Source organism: Pseudomonas sp. TWI923 (assembly GCF_039673365.1).
GTDB classification, from domain to species: domain Bacteria; phylum Pseudomonadota; class Gammaproteobacteria; order Pseudomonadales; family Pseudomonadaceae; genus Aquipseudomonas; species Aquipseudomonas sichuanensis.
Window position 1 is genome coordinate 13196 of record NZ_JBDJLM010000002.1, and the last position, 21800, is coordinate 34995.

Genomic DNA, 21800 nt, shown 5'->3' on the forward strand with positions numbered 1-21800 from the left:
AGGTGGCGCCGTTACGCGCCACAGGTATGGGTGAGCGGCCAGTGTGGAGCTACGATCCTGCCGGTGACGACGGGTCCGGACTTTCAGGTGGCCGCAATAGCCAGTGTTCGATTCTCTTGTGCAGGACATCAATGCCTGCACCCTGCGGATGCATTTGCGCCATCGCACCGACACGGTTGCAGGCTATGAAGTCGTCCTGCCCCAGGCTGTGGTTGGCAAGTGGTCCGGGGAGCATCAGCAGACAGCAGTCCGGAGGAGCACCAGCAATGCGCAGGCTGTCATGGTAGAGGTGCGCGGACTCCATGGCCTCCAGCTCGCAGTGCTCACCGCTACGCCACTTCGCGTCCAGAATGAGTGAGCGCACGGTCTGTCCCGTGCGCTCGACGATCAGAATATCGGGAATTCGTTTTCGGCTGATACTGAAGCCCTCGTACCCATGGCTCGATTGAGCTTTGGGGAACACTCCTTGATAGAGCAGCTCAAGGCTGTGGCCGGAGGCCAGCTCAGCACGCCAGCAGAAATCGGCCTCCACCGTGATCGGGCTAGCGGGCTGGAGGCTGTTTCCGGTGCAGCGCTGGAGGGTGTGCAGCACCTGGACGAAGCACCACATCTCATAGATGCCCCAGGAGTGACTCGCGTGCAGTTGGTCCGGTAGCTGATGGCCTTCGACGCCAAGCGCCAATGCTTGTGTTCCAAGGCGGTAGGCCTTGCCATATAACGGCTGGGCCGCGATCTGGGCAACGCCGCACGCGCTACTGGCTCCCGGTGTGACTGCAGGGAACGGATGTTGACGCAGCACTTGGGACACACGCGTGTCGAGTGCTTCGAGAAGTGCGAGGCGGCGCTGAGCACGTTGCTCCTGGTGCTTCCTGGTGCCTTGGAGTGCGTTTGCCCTGACTTTGACGCATAGAGCGCTGATGGCGGTCCTGAACCTTTTGAGCAGGGCGAGCAATGCGCGATTGGCCTGCGTGTCGACGCTCGCACCAGACGTCCAGGCCGTGACCGGCATGTTGCTGTGCTTGGCGGCGAGCGCAGGATTTCGAATGAGTGTTGAGAGTTTGGGGTCTCGCAGCGCCACAGGGTGCAGTCGGCGGATTTGCGAGAGGGGTAGCTTGCCGCGTTTGGCCTGCAACTTGGCATGCGGGATGCGGGCGACCTGTTCGACGGCTTCCAGGAAGGCCTGGCCATGCTGACGCAAGCGGGCCAGCAGCACCAGGTCGGGAAACAGCCCTGGTCGGCCATCGCTGCCGAACGCCAAGGTCGCCGCACTGATCCCGCCCAGTTGGCGAGGGTAGAGTGCACGTACCTGTGCGACCATTTCCTCGAATGGCAGGTTGTCGGCCTTGGATGTCGCCGAACCTACTTGCAGGAAATATTCATCGACCAATCCCGTCGGGCGCAGGACCTCCACGCGCACGCGCCCGGCGTAAAGCTCGGGCGTCCAGCGAAACCATCCGCGTGCCGACAATAGCTCCTCATCATCCACATACAGAAGGCAACCGTCCTGGTCTGGTTTGAGCTCATACCGGGCGTCTTCCTCGAACCCGTCCAGCACTACGCCAATCTGTGCGACTACCTGTGTCTGCGCTGCATGTTTCACGCGCCTGCGAATGGTCAGCATGAATCAGCGCCAGAAGCGTGCGGAGCCGGTTTCCACGAGGTCTTCGCGCAAGGCATGGACCTTTGCTCCACAGCGAGTGAGGCCATGTTCGAGCAGCACTTCATGAACCCGTGCAAGCGCTCTCTCGAACCGGGGCGAATGTTCGCCACGCAGCTTGGGCAGCACCCTGGCGTAGATGACGTCATCCAGTGCACTGAGGTCGGCATCGCCGACGTTGCGGAACGTCAGGTAGTTCAGTACATCGTTGATCGTGCGCCAGCCAAAATGCAGCCGAACCGGCTCCAGCGCCTCAACCAGTTGGCGCAGCAATGTGCGGGTCCGTTGGCGCACGCTCTCGGGCAGCGAGGCGGTTGACCAGCCTGGGAAACGCTCGACATCGATGTCCCAGAACTCCAGGGTATAGGCCCGGTCGAGTACCTTGTCCGACAGCCCGTGAGTGGTTTCATCCATGTTCAAGGTTCCGATGATGGCCAGGTTCGCGGGATAGCGAACCTGCATCGGGATCTGGCCGACGGCATCACCGAGCTGATGGAGCTCGATATGACCATGTGTCTCCATCGCTGACAGAATCGGCGCCATGTACTGCTCTGGATGGGACAGGTTCATCTCGTCGAGGATGGCCACGAAGGGGATGTCCGGGTTGTCTGCAGCCTGTAGCAGCAGTTCCAGGAAGGGGGTGCTCAGGTAGGTGGACTCCTGAATCGGACTCACGTAGCCCAGCAATGGGCTGGGGTCGTACCAGCCTGGCTGAACGGGGATCATCCGTATCCTGTGCGTTTCGTGCGGTTCAACCTGGCACAGTGCCTGGGCGTACTTGAGCGCCAATTGCGTCTTGCCAGATCCGGATATGCCCGAAAGCACAGCGAAGTGCCGCACGGGGTGGCTCCACAAGCCTGCATGAAGTTCGCTGACCAACTTCCCGTCCAGCGCGAGCTGGTCGCCGAAAAGCTGGTCGAGACGTTCTTTCATGTGCGCCGCGGTAGGTAGCTCTGCCCGGTCACGCAACGATTCTGGCGTCTCACCATCCTCCTGCATCTCTCCCGCCAGGGTTTCCGGTGTCCAGTCGATCATTCTTTCCCAGCGCTGGCCGCGCTCGGTCAACTGCAGAAGCTTGCCAGCGGTCTGAACAATCAGCCCCAGCGAAATGAACCAACCGATGATCGACGAGGGCGTGAAACTTGTGGTCCAGCCAGGATTCACCGATTGCAGCAAGTCGATCAGCTGCACCTTGCGTTTTGGGCCAGTTGCCAAGGCCTTGAGCAGGTGGTCGGTACCCAGCACGCGGGTCAACAAGTGGTCAGCAAACTCGTCCGGGTCCTGGCTCTCCAGCAGGTTCATGCCGCGTGCCGTCAGCTGGTAGCTGTCGCCGTCGCGCTTACACAGGTCGAACTCTCGGGAGATCACATTGATCATTGTCCCGATACTGTTGTCGGCCAGGTTGGGATTGTGCTGCCTGAGCAGATCGGCGAACTCCTCCCGGGTAACGCCCTCATCGAGCTCCGGTAGCAGGGCCAGCAGGGTCTGCAGGCCGCCGGCGAGGGAAGTGAGCCCTTTGCGTCGCACAAGGGCGGGCAGGGGGGTAAGGTCGTCGTCGTTGGCGGGTTGCGAAACGGAGCCCTCGGGGGCGGTGCTCGTTTCCAGGCGTTCATACAGCAGCCAGGGCACGCATACCTGCGTCACCAGCGATGCATGGTTCGTGCAGGCTTTCAAGGCTTGATCGGTCCTGGCGCGAATGGCCCTGTGCATTTGCACGGGATGGTCGTGGCGGTTGCCGCCGAGCTTGCGGTGCAGTGTCTTGAGCCGCCCAAGGTCCGACAGCGTGGTGAAGTGCTCAGGATACAGCGCGCAAAGTACGCGGTTGAGTTTCAACCAGGGCATACGGTCGCACAGCTTGCGCAGCCTGCTCACCAAGCCTTCATAGAGTTCGATCAACTGAGACTCCACTTGCACGGGATTACCGGGCAAGATTTTGTCAGCAGCGGCGGCGAACCACAGGACGAACGACTCATCCTGCAACGCCGGTTCGATTCGTACATGGCCGTTGCCAGTACTGGTCACTGGGTTGTCATTCCATAGCTTGAGCAGGAATTGCGCGTCGAGCAGATCAACAGGGTCTCGCTTGCGGACCTGCTCGAGGAACCCTTCGAGTTCCCTCATCCAGCCGTGAGTGCCTTTGTGCAGAATCGAGCTGGCGAGGATGGACTCGATATGCCCCTGCAGTTCCTTTTCTGTCACAACCCTTATGCTCACGGATCCCTCTGCTGTGCTTGTCGTTTTACGAACGCAGCATGCTAATGCGTCTGCTGTCATATGGCTATGAGCTATCACCGTAAAATCGAGAAGCGCACGCAGCGGCGAACAGGCGCGTGCATGGCGAGGGTCACGGATAGCATGCCAGGCCAAACAGCCCGCCTTTTAACATCGCATCCCTCTGCTACCCTTGCCACTCAGCACCGAAGCTGAAATCAGTCGCTGGCAGTTCAAGCGTTCACCTCCCGGGCTTCGACTTACCCATTTCGTGCGGTATGACCCACCAGGGAGGTGCGAATGCGCACTCGATTGTCCTGCGTCCTGGCCGTAATGCTGGCGTTGCATGGCGCCCCTACGCTCGCCGAGACGGCGACCCCCGGCCCGGCGGCGCCCGAGCCCGCCGCCACCAAGCAGGCGGTGTTCACCCAGGAGCAACTGGACCAGATGCTCGCGCCTATCGCCCTGTACCCCGACCCGCTGCTGGCGCAGGTGCTGATGGCCAGCACCTACCCGGGCGAGGTTGCCGAAGCGGTCAACTGGTCGAAGGCTCACCCGGACGCCAAGGGTGATGACGCGGTCAAGCAGGTGGCCAGCCAGCCCTGGGACCCCAGCGTGCAGGCGCTGGTGGCCTTCCCCCAGGTGCTCGCCACGCTGGGCCAGGACCCGGTCTGGGTGCAGCGCCTGGGCGATGCGTTTCTGGCCCAGCCGGACGACCTGATGAACGGCGTACAGCGCCTGCGCCAGCAGGCCAAGGCCGCCGGCAACCTGCAGAGCAACCAGTACCAGAACGTCACCGTGCAGGCCGCGCCGGCCAGTCAGAGCGCCCCGGCCAGCAACCAGACCATCATCATCCAGCCCGCCGACCCGCAGACGGTCTATGTGCCTACCTACAACCCCACGACCACCTACGGCACCTGGGCCTACCCGGCCTCGCCGCCGGTCTACTATCCGCCGCCGCCGGCCTATTACCCGGGCCAGGCGCTGGTTGCCGGGCTGGCCTTCGGCACCGGGGTGGCGATCGTCGCCTCGCTGTGGGGCGACTGCGACTGGAACAACCATGACGTAGACATCGACGTGAATCGCTACAACAGCATCAACCGCAATAACCAGATCAACAACATCAGCAACAACAAGTGGCAGCACAACCCCGTGCACCGCGACGGCGTGCCGTACCGCGATGCCCGCAACCGCGAGCAATACGGCCGCCAGCTGGACGGCGCGCGCGACCGCGCCGCCTACCGTGGCGACGATGCGCAGCGTGCAAGGGCGCGGCAGAACGCGCTCAGTTCGATGGACCGCCACGGCATCGAGCGGCCTGCCAGCAACAATGTGCAGGCCCGCGAGCGCATGCGCGAGGCACAGGCCGAACGCAACAACAATCCGCGCCTGGCCGAACGCCGCCAGGACGCGCCACGCGCCAACCAGGGCGGGCAGCTCAACCAGCGTCGCCAGAACGAAGGCCAGGCCCGCCAGCAGGTGGCGCAACGTCAGAACACCGGTCGTGCCCGCAACAATGCCTTCGATGGCGTGCGCGCGCCGTCGAGCAGCAGCGCCCAGGCCAGCCGCGGGCGCACCAGCCAGGCCTTCGCCCAGCGCGGCAGCGCGCCGCGCGCCAGCGGGCAGCAGGTTTCCCGTCCGAGCTTTTCCGGCGGGCGTCAACGGGGAGGAGGCCGCCGATGAACGCGCGCATCTTGAGTGCCTGGTGGCTGGCCGCCAGCCTGGCCTGGCCCAGCCTGGCGACGGCCCAGGAAGTGTTCGCCACCCCGCAGGCGGCCGTCGACGCCTTCGTTGCCGCGCTGGGTACCCAGCCACCTGACGAAGCACGTTTCGGCAAGCTGCTCGGCGAGGACTGGCGCACCTACATACCGCGTGGCGGGGTGCAGCACCGCGACGTCGAGACCTTCCTCGAGCAGTACCGCGCCGAACACCGCATCGAACACACCGGCGAGCGTGGCGCGGTGCTGGCGGTGGGGCGCGACGGCTGGACCCTGCCGATCCCCCTTGCCAAGGGCGCCGAAGGCTGGCGCTTCGACCTCAAGGCAGGTAGCGCCGAGATCCGTGCCCGGCGCATCGGCCGCAACGAACTGGCGGCGCTGCAATCGATGCTGGCCTACCACGACGCGCAGATGGAGTACGCCAGCCAGGACCGCAACGGCAACGGCGCGCTGGAGTACGCCCGCAAGATCTTCAGCACGCCCGGCGAGCACGATGGCCTGTACTGGGCCGACGAAAGCGATGGCCAGATCAGCCCGCTGGGCCCATTGTTTGGCCAGGAGGAAGCCGGCGACGACTGGCATGGCTACCACTTCCGCATCCTCGACGCCCAAGGGCCATCGGCACCCGGTGGCGCCTACGACTACCTGATCGGCGACCGCATGATCCGCGGCTTTGCCCTGGTCGCCTGGCCGGCCCGTTACGACGACAGCGGGGTGATGAGCTTCATGATCAGCCACGACGGCGAGGTGTTCGAAAAGGACTTGGGGCCCGACGGCGAAAAAGTGGCCCGGGCGATGAAAGAGTTCGACCCGGACAGCAGCTGGACGGTGGTGGCGGTGCAGGGCAAGTAGTGGGCTCCCGGTAAGGGTGATCATCCAGCCCGCATCGCTGGCAAACCGGGTTTTGGGGTTCAGGGGAGGGCACACATGCCAAATGACGGCAGCCTGTTGCAGGCGACGGTGGTTTTCCTGCTGGCGGTGGTGCTTCTGGTACCACTGGCCCAGCGCCTGAAACTGGGGGCGGTGCCGGGCTACCTGCTGGCCGGCATTCTCATCGGCCCGTCGGTGATGGGGCTGATCGACAACCCGCACAATGTCGCACGGCTGTCGGAGATGGGCGTGGTGATGCTGTTGTTCGTCATCGGTCTGGAACTCTCGCCACGGCGCTTGTGGACCATGCGTCGGGCGCTGTTCGGCATCGGTTCGTTGCAGGTGGGGCTGACCGCGCTGGTGCTCGGGCTGCTGGCCTGGCTGCTGTTCGGCCAGGCCCCGGCCACCGCCGTGGTGCTGGGGCTGGGCTTGGCACTGTCGTCCACCGCCTTCGGCCTGCAAGTGCTGGCCGAGCGTAAAGAGCTGGGCAAGCCCCATGGCCGCCTCGCGGTGGCCATTCTGCTGTTCCAGGACATCGCGGCCATCCCCCTGATCGCCGTGGTGCCATTGCTCGGTGGCGGCGTCGGGACCGCCGACGAAGGCACCTGGCCGCTGCTGGCGGTGCTGTTGGGTATCGGGGTGGTGGTGATCGCCGGGCGCTACCTGCTGCGCCCGGTGTTTCGCTGGACGGTGGGCAGTGGCCTGCATGAGCTGTCGACCGCCACCGCGCTGCTGCTGGTGCTGGGGACGGCCTGGCTGATGGAGCATGTCGGCGTGTCGATGGCGTTGGGCGCGTTCCTCGCCGGGGTGCTGGTGGCCGAGTCGGAGTTCCGCCACGAGCTGGAGTCGCAGATCGAGCCGCTCAAGGGCCTGTTGCTGGGGTTGTTCTTCGTGGGTGTGGGCATGACCGCCGACCTGCGCCTGCTGGCCGGCATGCCGCTGCAGGTGCTGGGGCTGACCGTGCTGCTGGTGGCGCTCAAGCTGCCGCTGCTGTGGGGCATCGGCCGCCTTTTCGGCGGTCTCGACCGACCCCAGGCGCTGTGCCTGGCGGTGGTGCTGGCGTCCGGGGGCGAGTTCGCCTTCGTGGTGTTCAAGCTCGGCTTGCAGCACCAGGTGCTGGAGCAGCGGGTGCACGATCTGTTGGTGCTGGCCATCACTCTGTCGATGGCCCTGGTGCCGCTGGTGATGATGGCCCTGGCCCGGCAGTTGCGCCCCGCCGATCAGGCCGACCTGACGCAGGAACCGCCGCAACTGGAAGACGCCCCGCAGGTGGTGATCGCCGGCTTTGGCCGCCTGGGGCGTGCTATCGGGCGCATGCTGCATGCCGAAGGCATTCGCGTGGTGGCCCTGGACGCCACGGCTGAAGCCCTTGCGCGCAAGGCCCGGCCACGCGGCGATGGCCCCACGGTGTTCTACGGCGACCCATCGCGCTCGGAAATCCTGCGCGCGGCGAAGGTCGAGCAGGCCGCGCTGGTGATCGTCGCCGCAGATGACGCGCAGAGCAACCAGAAGACCGTCGACGTACTCGTGCACCTGTACCCCAAGGCCCAGGTGATCGCCGCCGCACGCAATCACCGTGACGTGCTGCGCCTGCTCGACCTGGGGGTCAACCCGGTGCGCGAGACCTTCCATTCCAGCCTCGAGATGGCCCGTCGCGCCTTCATTGCGCTGGGCCGCAGCGAGGCGCAGGCGGCCGCCTGGGTGCAGCGTTATCAGCAGCAGGAGGCGCATTGGCTGCTCGAGCAGCATCGCCAGGGCACGGCGCTGGATGAGGAGGGACCACCCGCCGCCGACCGAGCCGAACCCCCTGCCGCCACCGTGATTCGACCAGGAGATGACGGATGATGCCGAGTTTCAAGCTGGACAGCGAATTGTCGCGCGGGATGCTCGACGTGTTGATCAAGGCCGGGCTGGTGGCGGCGCTGGTGCTGTTCGCCTACCGGGTGTTCCAGCCGTTCCTCGACCTGATGCTCTGGGCGGTGATCCTGGCGGTCACCCTGTACCCGCTGCATGGCCGGATCAAACGCCTGACCGGGATGCGCGAGGGCTATGCCGCGACCCTGGTGGTGGTGTTGCTGCTGCTGGTGCTGCTGGTGCCGATCTATCTGGTGGTGGCGTCGATCATCGAGTCGATGGACAGCCTGACGAACCTGGTCAAGAGCGGCGCCTGGCAAGTACCCCCACCCCCGGACTCGGTGGCCGGCTGGCCGCTGATCGGGCCACGGCTGCACGACGTCTGGCTGGCGGCGTCGCAGAGCCTGAGCAGCGTGCTCGCCAACCAGGCGTCCAACCTCAAGAGCGCCGCCCTCGCGGTGCTGGGCGCCGCCGCCAGCGCGGGTGGGGCTTTGCTGATGTTCATCGGCGCGATCATCATCGGCGGGGTGATCATGGCCTTCGGCGAGAACGGCCAGCGCGCCGCGCTACGCATCGCCATGCGCGTGTCCGGCGAGGAGCGCGGCAAGCCCATCGCCAAGTTGTGCACGTCGACCATCCGCGCGGTGGCCCAGGGGGTGATCGGCATCGCCTTCATCCAGATGCTGCTGATCGGCGTCGGTTTCGTGGTCAAGGGGGTGCCGGCCGCCGGCATGCTGGCGATCGTCATCCTCATACTGGGCATCGCCCAGGCCCCGGCGACGCTGGTCACCCTGCCGGTGATCGGCTACGTGCTCTACAGCGAGGGCTTCAGCCTGGTGACCATCGTGTTCGCCGTGTACACCTTCGTCGCCGGCCTGGCCGACAACGTGCTCAAGCCGCTGCTGCTGGGCCGTGGGGTGGACGTGCCGATGCCGGTGGTGCTGATCGGCGCCCTGGGCGGGATGGTGGTGCAGGGCATCATCGGCCTGTTCCTCGGCCCGGTGATCCTGGCGGTGACCTACAACCTGTTCTGGCAGTGGGTGGACCAACAGGTCCCCGCCCGGCCCGACGAGCCCGCGGTGTGAGCGGGGGCCTGCCATGCCCGGGTCACCACGTCGTTGCGCCTTGAGCCTGCTGGTGCTGCTGGCGGGCTGTACCCAGGTCGGGCCGGACTTCAGCCCGCCGCAGGATCCCTGGCTGGACCGCTGGAGCACACCCTTGCTGAGCCAGGCCACCGCCCCTGGGGGCGACCTGCGCCAGTGGTGGCAACTGTTCGCCGACCCCACCCTCGACGCATTGATCGCCGAAGCCGAGGCGCACAACACCAACCTGCAGGTGGCCGGCCTGCGTATCGCCGAGGCCCGGGCGCAGCTGGCCATCGTGCAGACCGGGCGCTACCCGCAGTTGCAGCAACTGCGCGCGCAGAGCCTGTACCTCAAGCAGGATCAGTCCGGCACCTCGAGCGCGCGCGACTCGGTGTTCTGGCAGTCGAGCCTGGGTTTCGACATCGCCTGGGAGATCGACTTCTGGGGGCGCTTCAGCCGCGCCGTCGAGTCGGCCGACGCGGTGTACTTCGCCTCCCAGGCCAACTACACGGACGCCCTGGTGCTGCTGCGCGCGCAGGTGGCCGACAGCTACTTCGCCCTGCGCACCACCGAGGCGCGGCTGGACATCGCCCGGGACAACGCGCGGCGCCAGGCACGCAGCCTCGAAATCACCGAGCGGCTGTTCCGCCATGGCGAGAACGACGAACTCGACTGGCAGCAGGCACGTACCCAGCTGCTGGCCACCGAGGCCACCATTCCGGAGTTCGAGAACCAGCTCAATGCCTTGCGCAACGTGCTCTGCTCGCTGCTGGGCCGCCCCCCGGGCCTGCTGCCGGAGCTGGACGCCCGGCACGCTCAGCTGCCGCTGCCGGACCGCGCCGTGTTGCAGGCCGTGCCGGCAGAGCTGCTGCGCCGGCGCCCGGACATCCGCGCCGCCGAGCAGGCCGTGGCGGCGCAGTCGGCGCTGGTGGGGGTGGCCGAGGCCGACCTGTACCCACAGTTGAGCCTGCTCGGCAGCATCGGCTGGAGCCTGGCTTCGGCCAGCCATGTGCCTGACAGTTTCGACATTGCCGCCGGCCCCGGGCTGATCTGGAACCCGTTCGATTATGGGCGGCGCAAGAATACCGTGCGTGTCGAGGACGCCCGCCTGCAGCAGCTGATCACCCTTTACCACCAGCAGGTGCGCGAGGCGGCGCGCGAGGCGGACGACGCCGCCAGCGCCCTGGTGCGGGCGTTGCAGAGCGCAGCCATCCGCGACCGCGCCTCGGCGGCGGCGAGCCGCTCGCTGGACTTGGCCAGCGCGCAGTATCGCGAGGGCTTCGCTGACTTTCAGCGGGTGCTCGACGCCCAGCAACTGCTGTTGCAGCAACAGGATGGCTACCTGGTCAGCCGTGGCAATGCGGTGGGCAGCCTGGTGGCGCTGTACAAGGCGCTCGGCGGTGGCTGGGAGCGCCGTGTGCCGACCATCGACGCGCCGACCCGGCGGCAGATGGAACAACGCACCGATTGGGGCGACCTGCTCGATGAACAAGGTGACGCGCAATGACTGACACAACCACGCCAGCCCCCGACCGCAGCCTGCGCTGGGTCCTGTTGCTGATCGTCATGAGCCTGGCCTGGTACCTGCTCGCCGACCGCTTCACCCCCTACACCCAGCAGGCTCGCCTGCAAGCCTACGTGGTGCCGGTGAGCGCCGAGGTGGCCGGGCAGGTACGGCGGGTGGCGGTGGGCAACAACCAGGAGGTGCGCCGCGGCGAGCTGCTGTTCGAGCTGGACCCGGAGCAGTACCGCATCGCCCTGAGCCGGGCCCAGGCCGACTATGATGCGGCGCGGCGCCAGGTCGGCGCCCACACCGCCGGCATCGATTCGGCCCAGGCCTCGCTGGCCGCGGCCCAGGCCAACGAGCGCAAGGCGCGCCAGGACGCCGAGCGCCTGCGGCGCCTGTACGAGGAAGACCAGGGCACGGTGTCGGTGCGCCGCCTCGAAGGCGCCCAGGCCACCTACGAGCAGGCGCGCAGCCAGGTGGCCGCGGCCCGTGCCGAAGTCGAGCGGGCCAGGGAGCAGGAAGGTGGCAGCGACGACGACAACGCCCAGTTGCGCAGTGCCGCCGCCAACCTGGAAAAGGCCCGGCTCGACCTGGCGCGCACCCAGGTGCGCGCCGACTCCGACGGGCGTATCACCGACCTCAAGGTGGACGTGGGGCACTATGTGGGGGCCGGCAGCCCGCTGATGACCCTGATCGCCACCCACGACCTGTGGATCAGCGCCGACATGACCGAGAACAACCTCGGCCGCCTGCGCAGCGGCACACCCGTGCTGGTGGTGCTCGACAGCCTGCCGGGCGAGGTGCTACACGGGCGCATCCGCAGCATCGGCCAGGGTGTCAGCAGCGGCCAGGCGCCGCCACCGGGGCAACTGCCGACGGTGCAGAACAGCCGCGAGTGGCTGCGTTCGGCGCAACGCTTCCCGGTGATCGTCGGGCTCGACCCGGACCAGCAGGTGGACCCCACGCAACTGCGCGTCGGCGGCCAAGCCGAGGTGATGGCGCTGCCCGGGGAGGGCAACCCGCTGAACCTGCTCGGGCGGCTGTTCATGTGGTGCATGAGTTGGCTGTCGTATGCCTATTGAACTGCGCCGCCGCCGCGCGCTGCGCCTGGCCTGGGGCGCGGCCATGAGCCTGGCGGCGAGTTTCGGCATCGGCTTGCCGGTGCCGGTACTGGCACCGGTGCTGTGCGTGCTGCTGCTGGCGATGCGCAACACCGCGCTACCGCTGCGCATGGCCCCGGTGCTGACGCTGCTGGTGCTGCTCAGCTGCGGCAGCGGCCTGCTGCTGATCCCGCTGCTGCGCCACGCGCCGCTGAGCGGCGTGCTGCTGGTGGCGGTCGGCCTGCTGCTGGTGTTCCGCTGGGCGCTGCGCGGGGGCAATGGTTTGCTGGCTAACTTGCTGGTGATCGGCCTGACCATGATCGCCGCCGCCGGTACCAGCGATTTCACCCTGGCGCTGTCGGTGGTCGAGGCAATGGCCAAGGGCATGTTGCTGGCGGTGCTGTGCACCCTGGTGGCCCACTGGCTGTTCCCGGAGCCGGCCGATGCGCCCGCCGCACCGGTCACGCCAAGCCTCGACCCGCGCGAGGCCGGCTGGATCGCCCTGCGTGCCACGCTGATCGTGATGCCGGCGTTCCTGCTCGCCCTGGTCGCCCCGGACCGTTTCATGCCACTGATCATGAAGTCGGTGAGCCTGGGCCAGCAGGCTGGCGAGACCGACGCGCGCCAGGCGGCCCGCGAGCTGGTGGGTTCGACCTTGCTGGCCGGAGTGCTGGCGATACTGGTGTGGGGCGCGTTGAGCCTGTTCGTGCACCTGTGGATGTTCTTTCTCTGGGTGCTGCTGGCCGCGCTGTGGCAGGCGCGGCGCCTGCAACGGCTGGTGGCGAGCCGGCATGCTCCGGCGTTCTGGGTCAGCTGCCTGACCACCATGCTGATCCTGCTTGGTCAGTCGGTGCAGGACAGTGTCGCCGGGCAGGACGTGTACCGGGCGTTTGCCGTGCGTCTGGCGCTGTTCCTGCTGGTATCGCTGTATGCCAGCGCCATGCTGGTGTGGATCGACCGGCGCCGGGCCGCGCTGTAGGCGCTACTCGACGATGGCGAGCCACGGCCAGCGCGCCCGGTAGCTTTCGGCCTTGGCGCGGAACATTTCCGGCTGGTGGTTGAGCGGATTGCTGCGCAGCAGGTCGTGCTGCAGGTCGTCGAGGCCATGGGTGCTGTACAGCTCGCCACTGGCGATGTCCAGGCCCAGGCAGGTCGAGCTGACCAGGTAGCGGTCGATGCCGTCGGTGACTTTGGCAAGGCGCGGGTAGGGCACGCCGAAGCGCGTGGTGTACCACAGGTGCACCCGGGCCTGGTTGCGCGCCTCCAGGGTGACGCCGAGGTCGGCGCCCAGCGCCTGGACGGCCTGGATCACTCGGTCCTCGGCCTCCCAGGAGAGATCCTGGTCGAAGTAGATGATGTCGTAGTCCTTGACGCCCCAGCCCGGTTCGCGACCTGCGCGGTGGTTCCACAGGGCCTGGAACAGGCAGCCGGCGGTGAGCATGCCGCCGGGCAGGTCGAGTGCTGGCAGGCGCTCGAGCAGAGTACGGTTGATCGGGTTTTCCAGCGCCAGCGCGATCACGCGCTCCGGGGTGAGTGGCGGCATCGTCCAGTCCTTGGCAATGGCAGGGGGCTGCGAGAATAACCGGTTCGGTTGGCGGTGTTAACCGCGTGCCGAGGTGGAGCGGGTGGCCGTTTCGGTCACCACTTGCTGCTGGTCCGCACGCAGCACGGCAAGCCTGCGTTGTTCGTATTGCTCCTGGCTGAGCCCTTGGCGTTGCAGCGCTTCGAGCTGTAGCTGGCGCGCTTCGCTGGCAGTGAAGGGGCGCAGTTCGGGGTGGTTGGCGCAACCGCTCAATACGGCGATGGCCAAGGCGGCGAGCAACAGGCGGGGGGTGTTCATCGGGCGCTTTCCATGATCGGTGGATCGATGGAGCGAGCATAGGGCGCACGCCCGATGAGGAGAAATTGCCGCGCTCGATAGTGACTATCGAGCGCGGCAACGGGCGGTCAGAACTTGTAGTTCACGCTGGCTTCGAGGGTGCGCGGCGCGCCTGGGGTGGCCAGGTCGACCGAACCGTGGGCCGAGGCATAGTAGTCGCGGTCGAAGGCGTTCTTCAGGCGCAAGGCCGCATCCCAGTGCTGCACGCTGTACAGCAAGGCGGCGTCGAAGGTGGTGTAGGCCGGCATCACCACCTTGTTGTCCAGTGCGGTGTAGCGGTCGTCGACGTAGTTGGCGCCGGCGGCCACGCGCCACTCGGGGGTGAGGGTACGCACCAGCCAGACGTTGGCGCTGTTGCGTGGCGTCAGGGTGGGCACCTGGCCTTCGTTGGCCACGCCGTTGGTCTTGCTGTTGGACTTGGTGATCTCGGCGTCCAGGTAGGCGTAGCCGGCATACACCTGCCATTTGTCGCTGAGTTGGCCGCTGAGGGTCGCCTCGAAGCCGTCGGTGCGCTGTTCGCCGGCGAGGATGGTCAGGTTGGGGTTGGCCGGGTCGGCGGTCTTCATGTTGGTGCGTTCGAGGCGGAACACCGCCGCGGTCAGCGACAGGCGGCTGTCGAGCAGGTCCCACTTGGCGCCCACTTCATAGTTGGTGGTCTCTTCCGGCTCCAGGCCCGCGTTGGTCGGCGAGACCGCGAACACTTCGCCCGAAGGCTGGTAGCTGCGGCTGACCGACACGTAGTAGGACTGGATCTGGTCAGGCTGGAACACCAGGCCTGCACGTGGGCTCCAGGTCTTGTCGGTGCGGTCGAGGTCGACGTTCTGTACCCGGGCGTCGTTGTACTCCTGGCCGAAGATGTCGTAGCGCACGCCTAGCAGGGCCTTCCATTGCGAGGTCAGCTCAATCAGGTCCTGCACGTAGAAACCGCTGGTCTGCTGGTAGTTGGTGCCGTTGGACGTCAGGTTGGCGGCGTGGTCCGGCACGCCCACCAGAGCGTCGCGGTACACCGGCACGCGGGCCACGTTGTTCTGGCTGTAGACGCGCTGGTACTTGTCCTGGAAGCCGACTTCCACGCCGTACAGCAGGTTGTGCTGCATGCCGGCCAGTTGCGCCTGCTGCTTGAGCTCGGTCTGGTTGAACACACCGCTCTCATCGCGCGCGACGTTGCCGCGGTTGAGCTTGACCAGCAGTTCGCCGTTGGGCGCGGTGACGAAGCGGGTCGGGCTGCTGTCGGCCAGGGTGTTGTTGCGGTCCAGGTCGTAGCGGTAGTAACGGCTGGTGTTGGTCAGGGTGAAGTCGTCGTTGATGCGGTAGTCGAGGCTGGCGGTGAACGAGAACACCTCGCTGCGGGCATAGTCCTGCGAGGCGTTGCCCGAGCCGAAGCGCTTGTCGCGGTCGACGTTGGCCGGGCGGTTGCCCACGGCCGGGATGCCGAAGTCGATCAGGCGCTTGTCGTACAGGTAGGTGGCGCCGAGGTTCAGCTCCAGGTCGTCGGACAGCTTGAACCAGGCCGACGGGGCGATGGCCTTGCGGTCGGTGTAGCCGTCGTCGCGGAAGGTGTCGCTGTCTTCGAAGGCACCGGTGACGCGGTAGGCCTGGTTACCCTCGGGGGCGGCCCAGCCGCTGTCGAACTGGGTGCGGCGCTTGCCCTCGGTGTCGAGGGTCATGCCCACTTCCTGCTTCGGCGCCAGGCCCGGCTTTTTGCTGATGCTGTTGATCAGGCCACCGGACGAGCCACGGCCGTAGAGCACGGCGGCAGGGCCCTTGATCACTTCGACGCGCTCGACGTTGGAGAGGTCGCGAAAGTACAGGGCATCGTCGCGAATGCCATCGATGTACATGTCACCGATGGCGCTGAAGCCGCGAATGGTTACCTGGTCGCGTTGACCGTCGCCGTTCGACAGGCCGACGCCGGGCACGTTCTTGAGCACGTCTTCCATGGACTGGGCGCCCTGGTCCTTGATAACGCTTTCGGGCACCACGTTGACGGTCTGCGGGATATCGCGCAGCGGTGCGTCGATCTTCAGCGCGCTCTTGCTCTCGCTGGCCTTGTAGCTCTGCTGCTCGTAGGCGCTGGTCACCGAGGTGGCCGGCAGGGCCAGCGGGTCCTGGGTCTGCGCGTGGACAGCAGGGGTGACCAGCAGGCCCAGCATCGACAGGGACACGGGAGCAACAGACTTTTTCGCCATGGTAATACGACTCGTTGTTGTTTGAGGTGGCGAATGGTAATGGTTCGCAAATGTAAAGCAAGTGTAAAGATGAAATATTCGGAAAAATATTTATCTTGTGGGTGGCTATTCATTGGGGTGTGTTTCTTTGTCGCGATGGGGCTTACGGGCCCTCATCGGATTTGGGTAATCAGGATTGGGTAATGGCCACCAGGTGCCTGCCGATGTTTTTGCAGCGTCTATGAGATCGAGCGCCGCCCGCGCGGCGCATCGCTGGCAAGCCAGCTCCCACATTTGTTTCGGGCCAGTCACTCCTGCAAGGTCATCACTGTCCGCCTTTTTGGTCCGACTCGATTCCGAGGCGGGCGCTGATGACGATGCGCCTGTCTCAAGACATGCGCCAAGGCGGGCAGCGGTACCTTCACAGACATAATTGGCCCGAAACAGATGTGGGAGCTGGCTTGCCAGCGATGCGCCGCGCGGGCGGCGCTCGATCTTGAGAGCGCTGCAGAACTATCGCCATGCACCTGGTGGCCCTCACCCAGTCTCCTGCCATGCACCTGGTGCCCCACCTACGATCCCAAGGCATGCCGCCGCCGGCTACCCCCTCAACGCGGCATGTACCCCAACTGCCAAGCCCGTGGAATAAACCGGCTCACCAAGGCCAGCACGCAGGCCAGGCCACAGCTTGCAAACAACGCCATCAACCCCAGCCGTTGCTCCAGCCAGGCGCCGATGGCCGCGCCTAGCAGCATTCCGCTCCAGGGCACCAACTGCACCCGCCAGCCATGCCGCCGCTCGCCCAGCAACCAGCGCCCCAGCCCGCGGCCAAACCGCGATAGCGCACCGGTGACATAGGTCAGGCCGATCGGCAGGCCATTCACCTGTTCGACCACGGCATTGAGCATGCCCATGGCCAGGATCGCCGCGACCAGCGCCGGGAAGCTCCTCGCCAGCGGCCAGGCGGCGGCAAAGGCAAGCAGGCCGGCGACCACCAGCAACAAGGGTGAGGCTCGCCGGCGGAAGTGCCGGGCCAGCAGTACCCCCAGGGCATTGCCCAGCACGAAACTTAAGATCGCCAGGGCCAGGCGCAGCATCAACGCCAGGTCGGCTTGGCTGATGGCCACCGCCAGGCGCGTGGTATTGCCGCTCATGAACGAGACGAAATCACCCAGCGCCAGCAGGCCGATGGCGTCGGTCATGCCCGCCAGCACCGACAGCCCGGCCACCAGCCCCAGGCCGACGCGGCCGCGCAGCACCTGGAGCCTGGCGCGGCGGGCACTGTGCAGGGAAGAGGCGGTGGGCAGCATGAGGGTATGTCTCCGGCAGTGGGGCCCCGATCTTATACCGGCGCCTAGGCCTTGCGCATGGGCACGTAGGGGAGCTCCAGGCCGCTCGATTTCATAGGCGCTGGAAAACACCGGCAGGCACCTGGTGGCCATTACCCAATCCTGATTACCCAGGGCCGGCGGTGTGCCGCCCAAGGGCCTGTCTTGGGATCGCATGTGGGCCACCAGGTGAAGGGCGACAGATTTGCAGCGCTCTCAAGATCGAGCGCCGCAACACTGTCGACATGCGCCTGGTCGCCCTCAAACGATCCCAAGGCAGGCGCGGCTGTAGACGATACGCGGTAATTGCAATGGCACCCAGGCATACCACGCAGTGGGCCGGCGCAATCAGCCGCTGCTGGCGATCCCCGGGCGGCAAGGCCATGCTGCGGGCTCCCCACGGCTGGCCGCGAGGCATGCGATGCAAAAGGAAACGCCGGTAGTCCTGATCAACGGCCTGATTGGCTGCCTGGATCATCCAGCACTTCACGACACCCTGCCTACCCAGGTGATCGCCCCCGACCTGCTTGGCTATGGCACGTTGCAGGACACCGCGCCGAAACTGATCGATATTGCCGCCCAGGTCGAGCACCTGCACCGCCAATTGCAGGCGCGCAACGTGGCGCGGGCACACCTGGTCGGGCATTCGGTGGGCGGGGTGGTGGCGCTGATGTTCGCTTACCGCCACCCGCAGCAGGTGGCCAGCGTGACCAGTGTCGAAGGCAACTTCACCTTGAACGATGCGTTCTGGTCGGCAGCGGTGGCGCGCATGGACCGCGAAGCGGTCGAAGAGCTGCTGGCAAGCTATCGGGCTGATCCCGGCGCGTGGCTGGCGCGGGCCGGGGTCGGGCCCGATGCGCGACGGCTGGCCCTGGCGCAGCGTTGGCTGGCGCATCAGCCGGCCGCCACGTTGCAGGCCATGGCCGCTTCGGTGGTCGCGGTCACTGGCGCGGCCCGCTACCCACAGCAGCTGCAGGCGGTGTTTGCCGCTACGCCGGTGCACCTGGTGGCCGGCGAGCACTCACGCGCCGGCTGGGACGTGCCCCACTGGGCCGAGCGGGCGGCGGCAAGCTTTACCGAGCTTGCGGGTGTGGGCCACCTGATGATGCTCGAAGACCCGCAAGGCTTTGCCAGTGCCATCGCCCGCCTGCTCGGCTGACCACCACCCTCAGAACGAGCCGGTTTGGACTTCGCCACTGCGCACGTAATGGGCGAGCAGAACGCCCTTGGGGGTGGTGGCCGATTCCACCAGCTCGAAGGCAGCCGCTCGCGCATCATCACCGAACAGCCGCTTGCCACGGCCGAGCAGCAGCGGGTGGATCAGCAGCCTCAGCTCATCCACCAGGCCTGCGGCCAGTAGCTGGCGCACCAGTTCGCCGCTGCCCTGGGTCAGGAGCACGTCGCCGTCCTGTTGCTTGAGCGCGCGAACCGCGCCGGTCACATCCGCGCCCAAGCCATGGCTGTTGTGCCAGTGGAGTGAGCCGGGATGGTGGGTGGCAACGTGCTTGGGCACGCGATTGAACAGGTCGGCCAGCGAGCGATCGTCCGCTTGATGCTCAACGTGCGGCCAGTACCCGGCGAAGATGTCGTAGGTGCGCCGTCCCAATAGCAGCTCGAACGGCTGGCTGAACAGCGTCTGCATGGCCTGGCCGAAGGCTTCGTCTGCCAGCGGCGGGATCCAGCCGCCGTGGGTGAAGCCGCCGCTGGTGTCTTCCTGCGGGCCGCCGGGGGCCTGCATGACGCCGTCGAGGGTGATGAAGGCGGCGACGATAAGCTTGCGCATGGGGTGTTCCTCTTCAGGTTGCTGTTCGAGGGGTAGTCGAACGGGGCTGGCTGAAATCGACAGGAACGATAGAACATGGGCGACGCGTCGGCAGGTTCAATCGCCGGCAAGCCGGCGATTGCGCTGGTATGGGCGGGCCTGGTCTACAGCCAGTACGTCACCGCCCACCAGCCCAGCCCACCCATGACCACGGTGTAGGGCAGCGCCATCCACACCATGCGCCCGTAAGACAGGCGAATCAGCGGCGCGATCGCTGAAGTCAGCAGGAACAGGAACGCCGCCTGCCCATTGGGTGTCGCCACGCTGGGCAGGTTGGTGCCGGTGTTGATCGCCACTGCCAGGGTCTCGAAGTGCTCGCGGCTCATGGCGCCGCTGACGAACGCCTGCTTGACCTCGGTGATGTAGATGGTGGCAACGAACACGTTGTCGCTGATGGCCGAGAGCAAGCCGTTGGCCAGGTACAGCATGCCCGGCTGCTGCTCGGTCGGCAGCGCCAGCACCCAGGCGATCAGCGGGCTGAACAGCTGCTGCTGGTGGATCACCGCCACCACCGCGAAGAACACCACCAGCAGCGCGGTGAACGGCATGGCGTCCTGGAACGCGCGGCCCAGGCGGTGCTCGTCGGTGATGCCGGTGAACGCAGTGATCAGCACGATCACCAGCAGGCCGATCAGCCCCACCTCGGCGATGTGCAGGCCCAGGCAGACGATCAGGATCAGCGCCGCCAGCCCCTGCACCACCAGGGCGATGCGTTGCGCCGGGGTGCGTGCGGCGTCGTCTTCGGCGGCGTAGGCGGCCAGTACCTGGCGCACGCGCTCGGGCATCAGGGTGCCGTAGCCGAACAGGCGCAGCTTCTCCAGCAGCACGCAGGTGACCAGCCCTGCGGCCAGTACCGGCATCGACACCGGCGCGACCTTGAAGAAGAAGTCGGCGAAGTGCCAGCCCATCTCATGGCCGATCAGCAGGTTCTGCGGCTCGCCCACCAGGGTGCACACGCCGCCCAGCGCGGTGCCCACCGCGCCATGCATCAGCAGGCTGCGCAGGAAGGCGCGGAACTGGTTGAGGTCGTCGCGGTGCAGCTGTTCGACCTGGTGGTCGCTGTCCAGTGCCGACTCTTCGCGGGGGTTGGTGCCGGAGGCGACCCGGTGGTAGACCGCGTAGAAACCCACGGCGGCACTGATGATCACCGCGGTCACGGTCAGCGCGTCGAGAAACGCCGAGAGGAACGCCGACAGCACGCAGAACAGCAGGGCCAGCACGGCCTTGCTGCGCACCCCCAGCAGGATCCTGGAGAACAGGTACAGCAGCAGCTCTTTCATGAAGTGGATGCCGGCGACCATGAACATCAGCAGCAGGATCACCGGAAAGTTGTGCTGCAGCTCTTCATACAGCGCTTCGGGCGTGGCCATGCGCAGCAGCAGCGCTTCGACCAGCAACAGGCCGCCGGGCATCAGCGGGTAGCACTTGAGCGCCATGCCCAGGGTGAAAATGAACTGCAGCACCAGCGCCCACCCCGTGACCACCGGGCCGAGGGTTGCCAGCAGCAGCGGGTTGAGCAGCAGGAACAGGCAGATGACCGCCTTGTACCAGCGCGGCGACTGGCCCAGGAAACTGTGGGCGAGGGCGCTGGGCAGGGATTGCGACATGAATTTGTATCCTTTTGATTCAGCAGTGGCGCACGGTGCCGGATTGGGCCCCGGGGTGCAAGGCGTGCAGTCCCGCTTTTGGCACATGTGCGGCCTTATGGGTGCGCTAAGATCCTGCGCGTGAACCCTTTCCCCACAGGAGTGCCGTCCGTGACCGAATACACCGCATTCAAGGTTGAACTGACCGACAACATCGCCCATGTGCAGATCAACCGCCCGGACAAGATCAACGCGATGAATGCCGCCTTCTGGGAGGAGATCGTCGACATCTTCCAGTGGATCGACGACACCGACGCGGTGCGCGCCGTGGTGATCAGCGGCGCCGGCAAGCATTTCTCCTCGGGCATCGACCTGATGATGCTGGCCTCGCTGGCCGGCCAGCTGGGCAAGGACGTCGGCCGCAACGCCCGCCTGCTGCGCCGCACCATCCTGCGCCTGCAAAGCTCGTTCAATGCCGTGGACAACTGCCGCAAGCCGGTGCTGGCGGCGATCCAGGGTTACTGCATCGGTGGCGCCATCGACCTGGTCTCGGCCTGCGACATGCGCTACTGCGCCAGCGACGCGCAGTTCTCGATCAAGGAAATCGACATGGGCATGGCCGCCGATGTCGGCACCCTGCAACGTTTGCCGCGTATCATCGGCGACGGCATCATGCGCGAGCTGGCCTTTACCGGGCGGATGGTCGATGCCGAGGAGGCGCTGCGCATCGGCCTGGTCAACCGGGTTTATGCCGACCAGGCGGCATTGCTCGACGGAGTCTTTGCCATTGCCCGCGAGATTGCCGCAAAATCGCCGATCGCGGTGGCCGGCACCAAGGAGCTGATCAGCTACATGCGTGACCATCGCGTCGACGATGGCCTGGAGTACATTGCCACCTGGAACGCCGCCATGCTGCAGTCCGAAGACCTGCGCGTGGCGGTGGCCGCCCACATGAGCAAACAGCAACCGACGTTCGCCGACTGACCCCGTTGGCGGGCGCCTTCAAGGGACCGCA

General features: G+C 66.2%; 17 protein-coding genes. 9 read left to right on the forward strand and 8 right to left on the reverse strand.

Translation table 11 applies throughout. From position 1 onward, the window contains the following. Nucleotides 1-49 precede the first annotated feature (49 nt). Both ABE459_RS01105 and ABE459_RS01110 read right to left on the reverse strand, forming a co-directional pair. Complete coding sequence (locus ABE459_RS01105; RefSeq protein ID WP_323831774.1) at nt 50-1621, reverse strand: DUF2357 domain-containing protein; 1572 nt, start codon at nt 1619-1621, stop codon at nt 50-52. A gap of 3 nt (nt 1622-1624) precedes the next feature. Next, nucleotides 1625-3871, reverse strand: a complete 2247-nt coding sequence (locus ABE459_RS01110) for a hypothetical protein (protein WP_323831772.1) — start codon at nt 3869-3871, stop codon at nt 1625-1627. Nucleotides 3872-4168: 297 nt separating this feature from the next. On the opposite strand from ABE459_RS01110, the gene ABE459_RS01115 reads away from it, so the two are divergent. The 7 genes from ABE459_RS01115 (at nt 4169) to ABE459_RS01145 (ending at nt 12981) form a co-directional block, all read left to right on the forward strand. After that, nucleotides 4169-5551 carry a DUF3300 domain-containing protein gene (locus ABE459_RS01115; protein WP_323831770.1) on the forward strand — a complete coding sequence of 461 codons (1383 nt, stop codon included), beginning with the start codon at nt 4169-4171 and terminating at the stop codon, nt 5549-5551. Further along, complete coding sequence (locus tag ABE459_RS01120; protein ID WP_323831769.1) at nt 5548-6438, forward strand: DUF2950 domain-containing protein; 891 nt, start codon at nt 5548-5550, stop codon at nt 6436-6438. The genes ABE459_RS01115 and ABE459_RS01120 overlap by 4 nt, the downstream gene beginning before the upstream one ends. A gap of 75 nt (nt 6439-6513) precedes the next feature. Continuing rightward, entirely contained in the window at nt 6514-8301 is a 1788-nt protein-coding gene (locus ABE459_RS01125) for a monovalent cation:proton antiporter-2 (CPA2) family protein (protein WP_323831767.1), read from the forward strand. Continuing rightward, entirely contained in the window at nt 8298-9395 is a 1098-nt protein-coding gene (locus tag ABE459_RS01130; protein ID WP_323831765.1) for an AI-2E family transporter, read from the forward strand. Before ABE459_RS01125 ends, ABE459_RS01130 begins: the two co-directional genes overlap by 4 nt. A gap of 13 nt (nt 9396-9408) precedes the next feature. Next, complete coding sequence (locus tag ABE459_RS01135) at nt 9409-10902, forward strand: efflux transporter outer membrane subunit (protein ID WP_323831763.1); 1494 nt, start codon at nt 9409-9411, stop codon at nt 10900-10902. Next, nucleotides 10899-11984: an HlyD family secretion protein gene (locus ABE459_RS01140; RefSeq protein ID WP_323831762.1), complete on the forward strand. Its 1086-nt coding sequence runs from the start codon at nt 10899-10901 to the stop codon at nt 11982-11984. The genes ABE459_RS01135 and ABE459_RS01140 overlap by 4 nt, the downstream gene beginning before the upstream one ends. After that, entirely contained in the window at nt 11974-12981 is a 1008-nt protein-coding gene (locus ABE459_RS01145) for a DUF2955 domain-containing protein (protein ID WP_323831760.1), read from the forward strand. The genes ABE459_RS01140 and ABE459_RS01145 overlap by 11 nt, the downstream gene beginning before the upstream one ends. A gap of 3 nt (nt 12982-12984) precedes the next feature. Here the strand turns inward: ABE459_RS01145 and ABE459_RS01150 are convergent, their stop codons facing one another. The 4 genes from ABE459_RS01150 to ABE459_RS01165 form a co-directional block, all read right to left on the reverse strand. Then, on the reverse strand, nt 12985-13545 hold the full coding sequence (locus tag ABE459_RS01150) for a nucleotidyltransferase family protein (RefSeq protein WP_323831758.1): 561 nt from the start codon (nt 13543-13545) through the stop codon (nt 12985-12987). Between the two features lie 57 nt (nt 13546-13602). Continuing rightward, nucleotides 13603-13842 carry a hypothetical protein gene (locus ABE459_RS01155; RefSeq protein WP_125464501.1) on the reverse strand — a complete coding sequence of 80 codons (240 nt, stop codon included), beginning with the start codon at nt 13840-13842 and terminating at the stop codon, nt 13603-13605. A 107-nt stretch (nt 13843-13949) separates the two neighbouring features. Beyond that, on the reverse strand, nt 13950-16070 hold the full coding sequence (locus ABE459_RS01160) for a TonB-dependent siderophore receptor (RefSeq protein WP_323831755.1): 2121 nt from the start codon (nt 16068-16070) through the stop codon (nt 13950-13952). A gap of 587 nt (nt 16071-16657) precedes the next feature. Continuing rightward, entirely contained in the window at nt 16658-17359 is a 702-nt protein-coding gene (locus tag ABE459_RS01165; RefSeq protein WP_323831753.1) for a YoaK family protein, read from the reverse strand. A 439-nt stretch (nt 17360-17798) separates the two neighbouring features. Between ABE459_RS01165 and ABE459_RS01170 the strand changes: the two genes are divergently transcribed. Continuing rightward, complete coding sequence (locus ABE459_RS01170) at nt 17799-18536, forward strand: alpha/beta hydrolase (protein ID WP_323831751.1); 738 nt, start codon at nt 17799-17801, stop codon at nt 18534-18536. 9 nt (nt 18537-18545) lie between these two features. Here ABE459_RS01170 and ABE459_RS01175 read toward each other — a convergent pair whose 3' ends face one another. Together ABE459_RS01175 and nhaB are read right to left on the reverse strand one after the other, a co-directional pair. After that, a complete protein-coding gene (locus ABE459_RS01175) occupies nt 18546-19160 on the reverse strand; it encodes a dihydrofolate reductase family protein (RefSeq protein WP_323831749.1) in 615 nt (204 codons plus the stop codon). 143 nt (nt 19161-19303) lie between these two features. Further along, nucleotides 19304-20806: a sodium/proton antiporter NhaB gene (gene nhaB / locus ABE459_RS01180; protein WP_125464497.1), complete on the reverse strand. Its 1503-nt coding sequence runs from the start codon at nt 20804-20806 to the stop codon at nt 19304-19306. Nucleotides 20807-20956: 150 nt separating this feature from the next. Here nhaB and ABE459_RS01185 point away from each other — a divergent pair, with 150 nt between their 5' ends. Continuing rightward, nucleotides 20957-21769 carry a crotonase/enoyl-CoA hydratase family protein gene (locus ABE459_RS01185; protein ID WP_125859082.1) on the forward strand — a complete coding sequence of 271 codons (813 nt, stop codon included), beginning with the start codon at nt 20957-20959 and terminating at the stop codon, nt 21767-21769. The last annotated feature ends 31 nt before the right edge of the window (nt 21770-21800 follow it).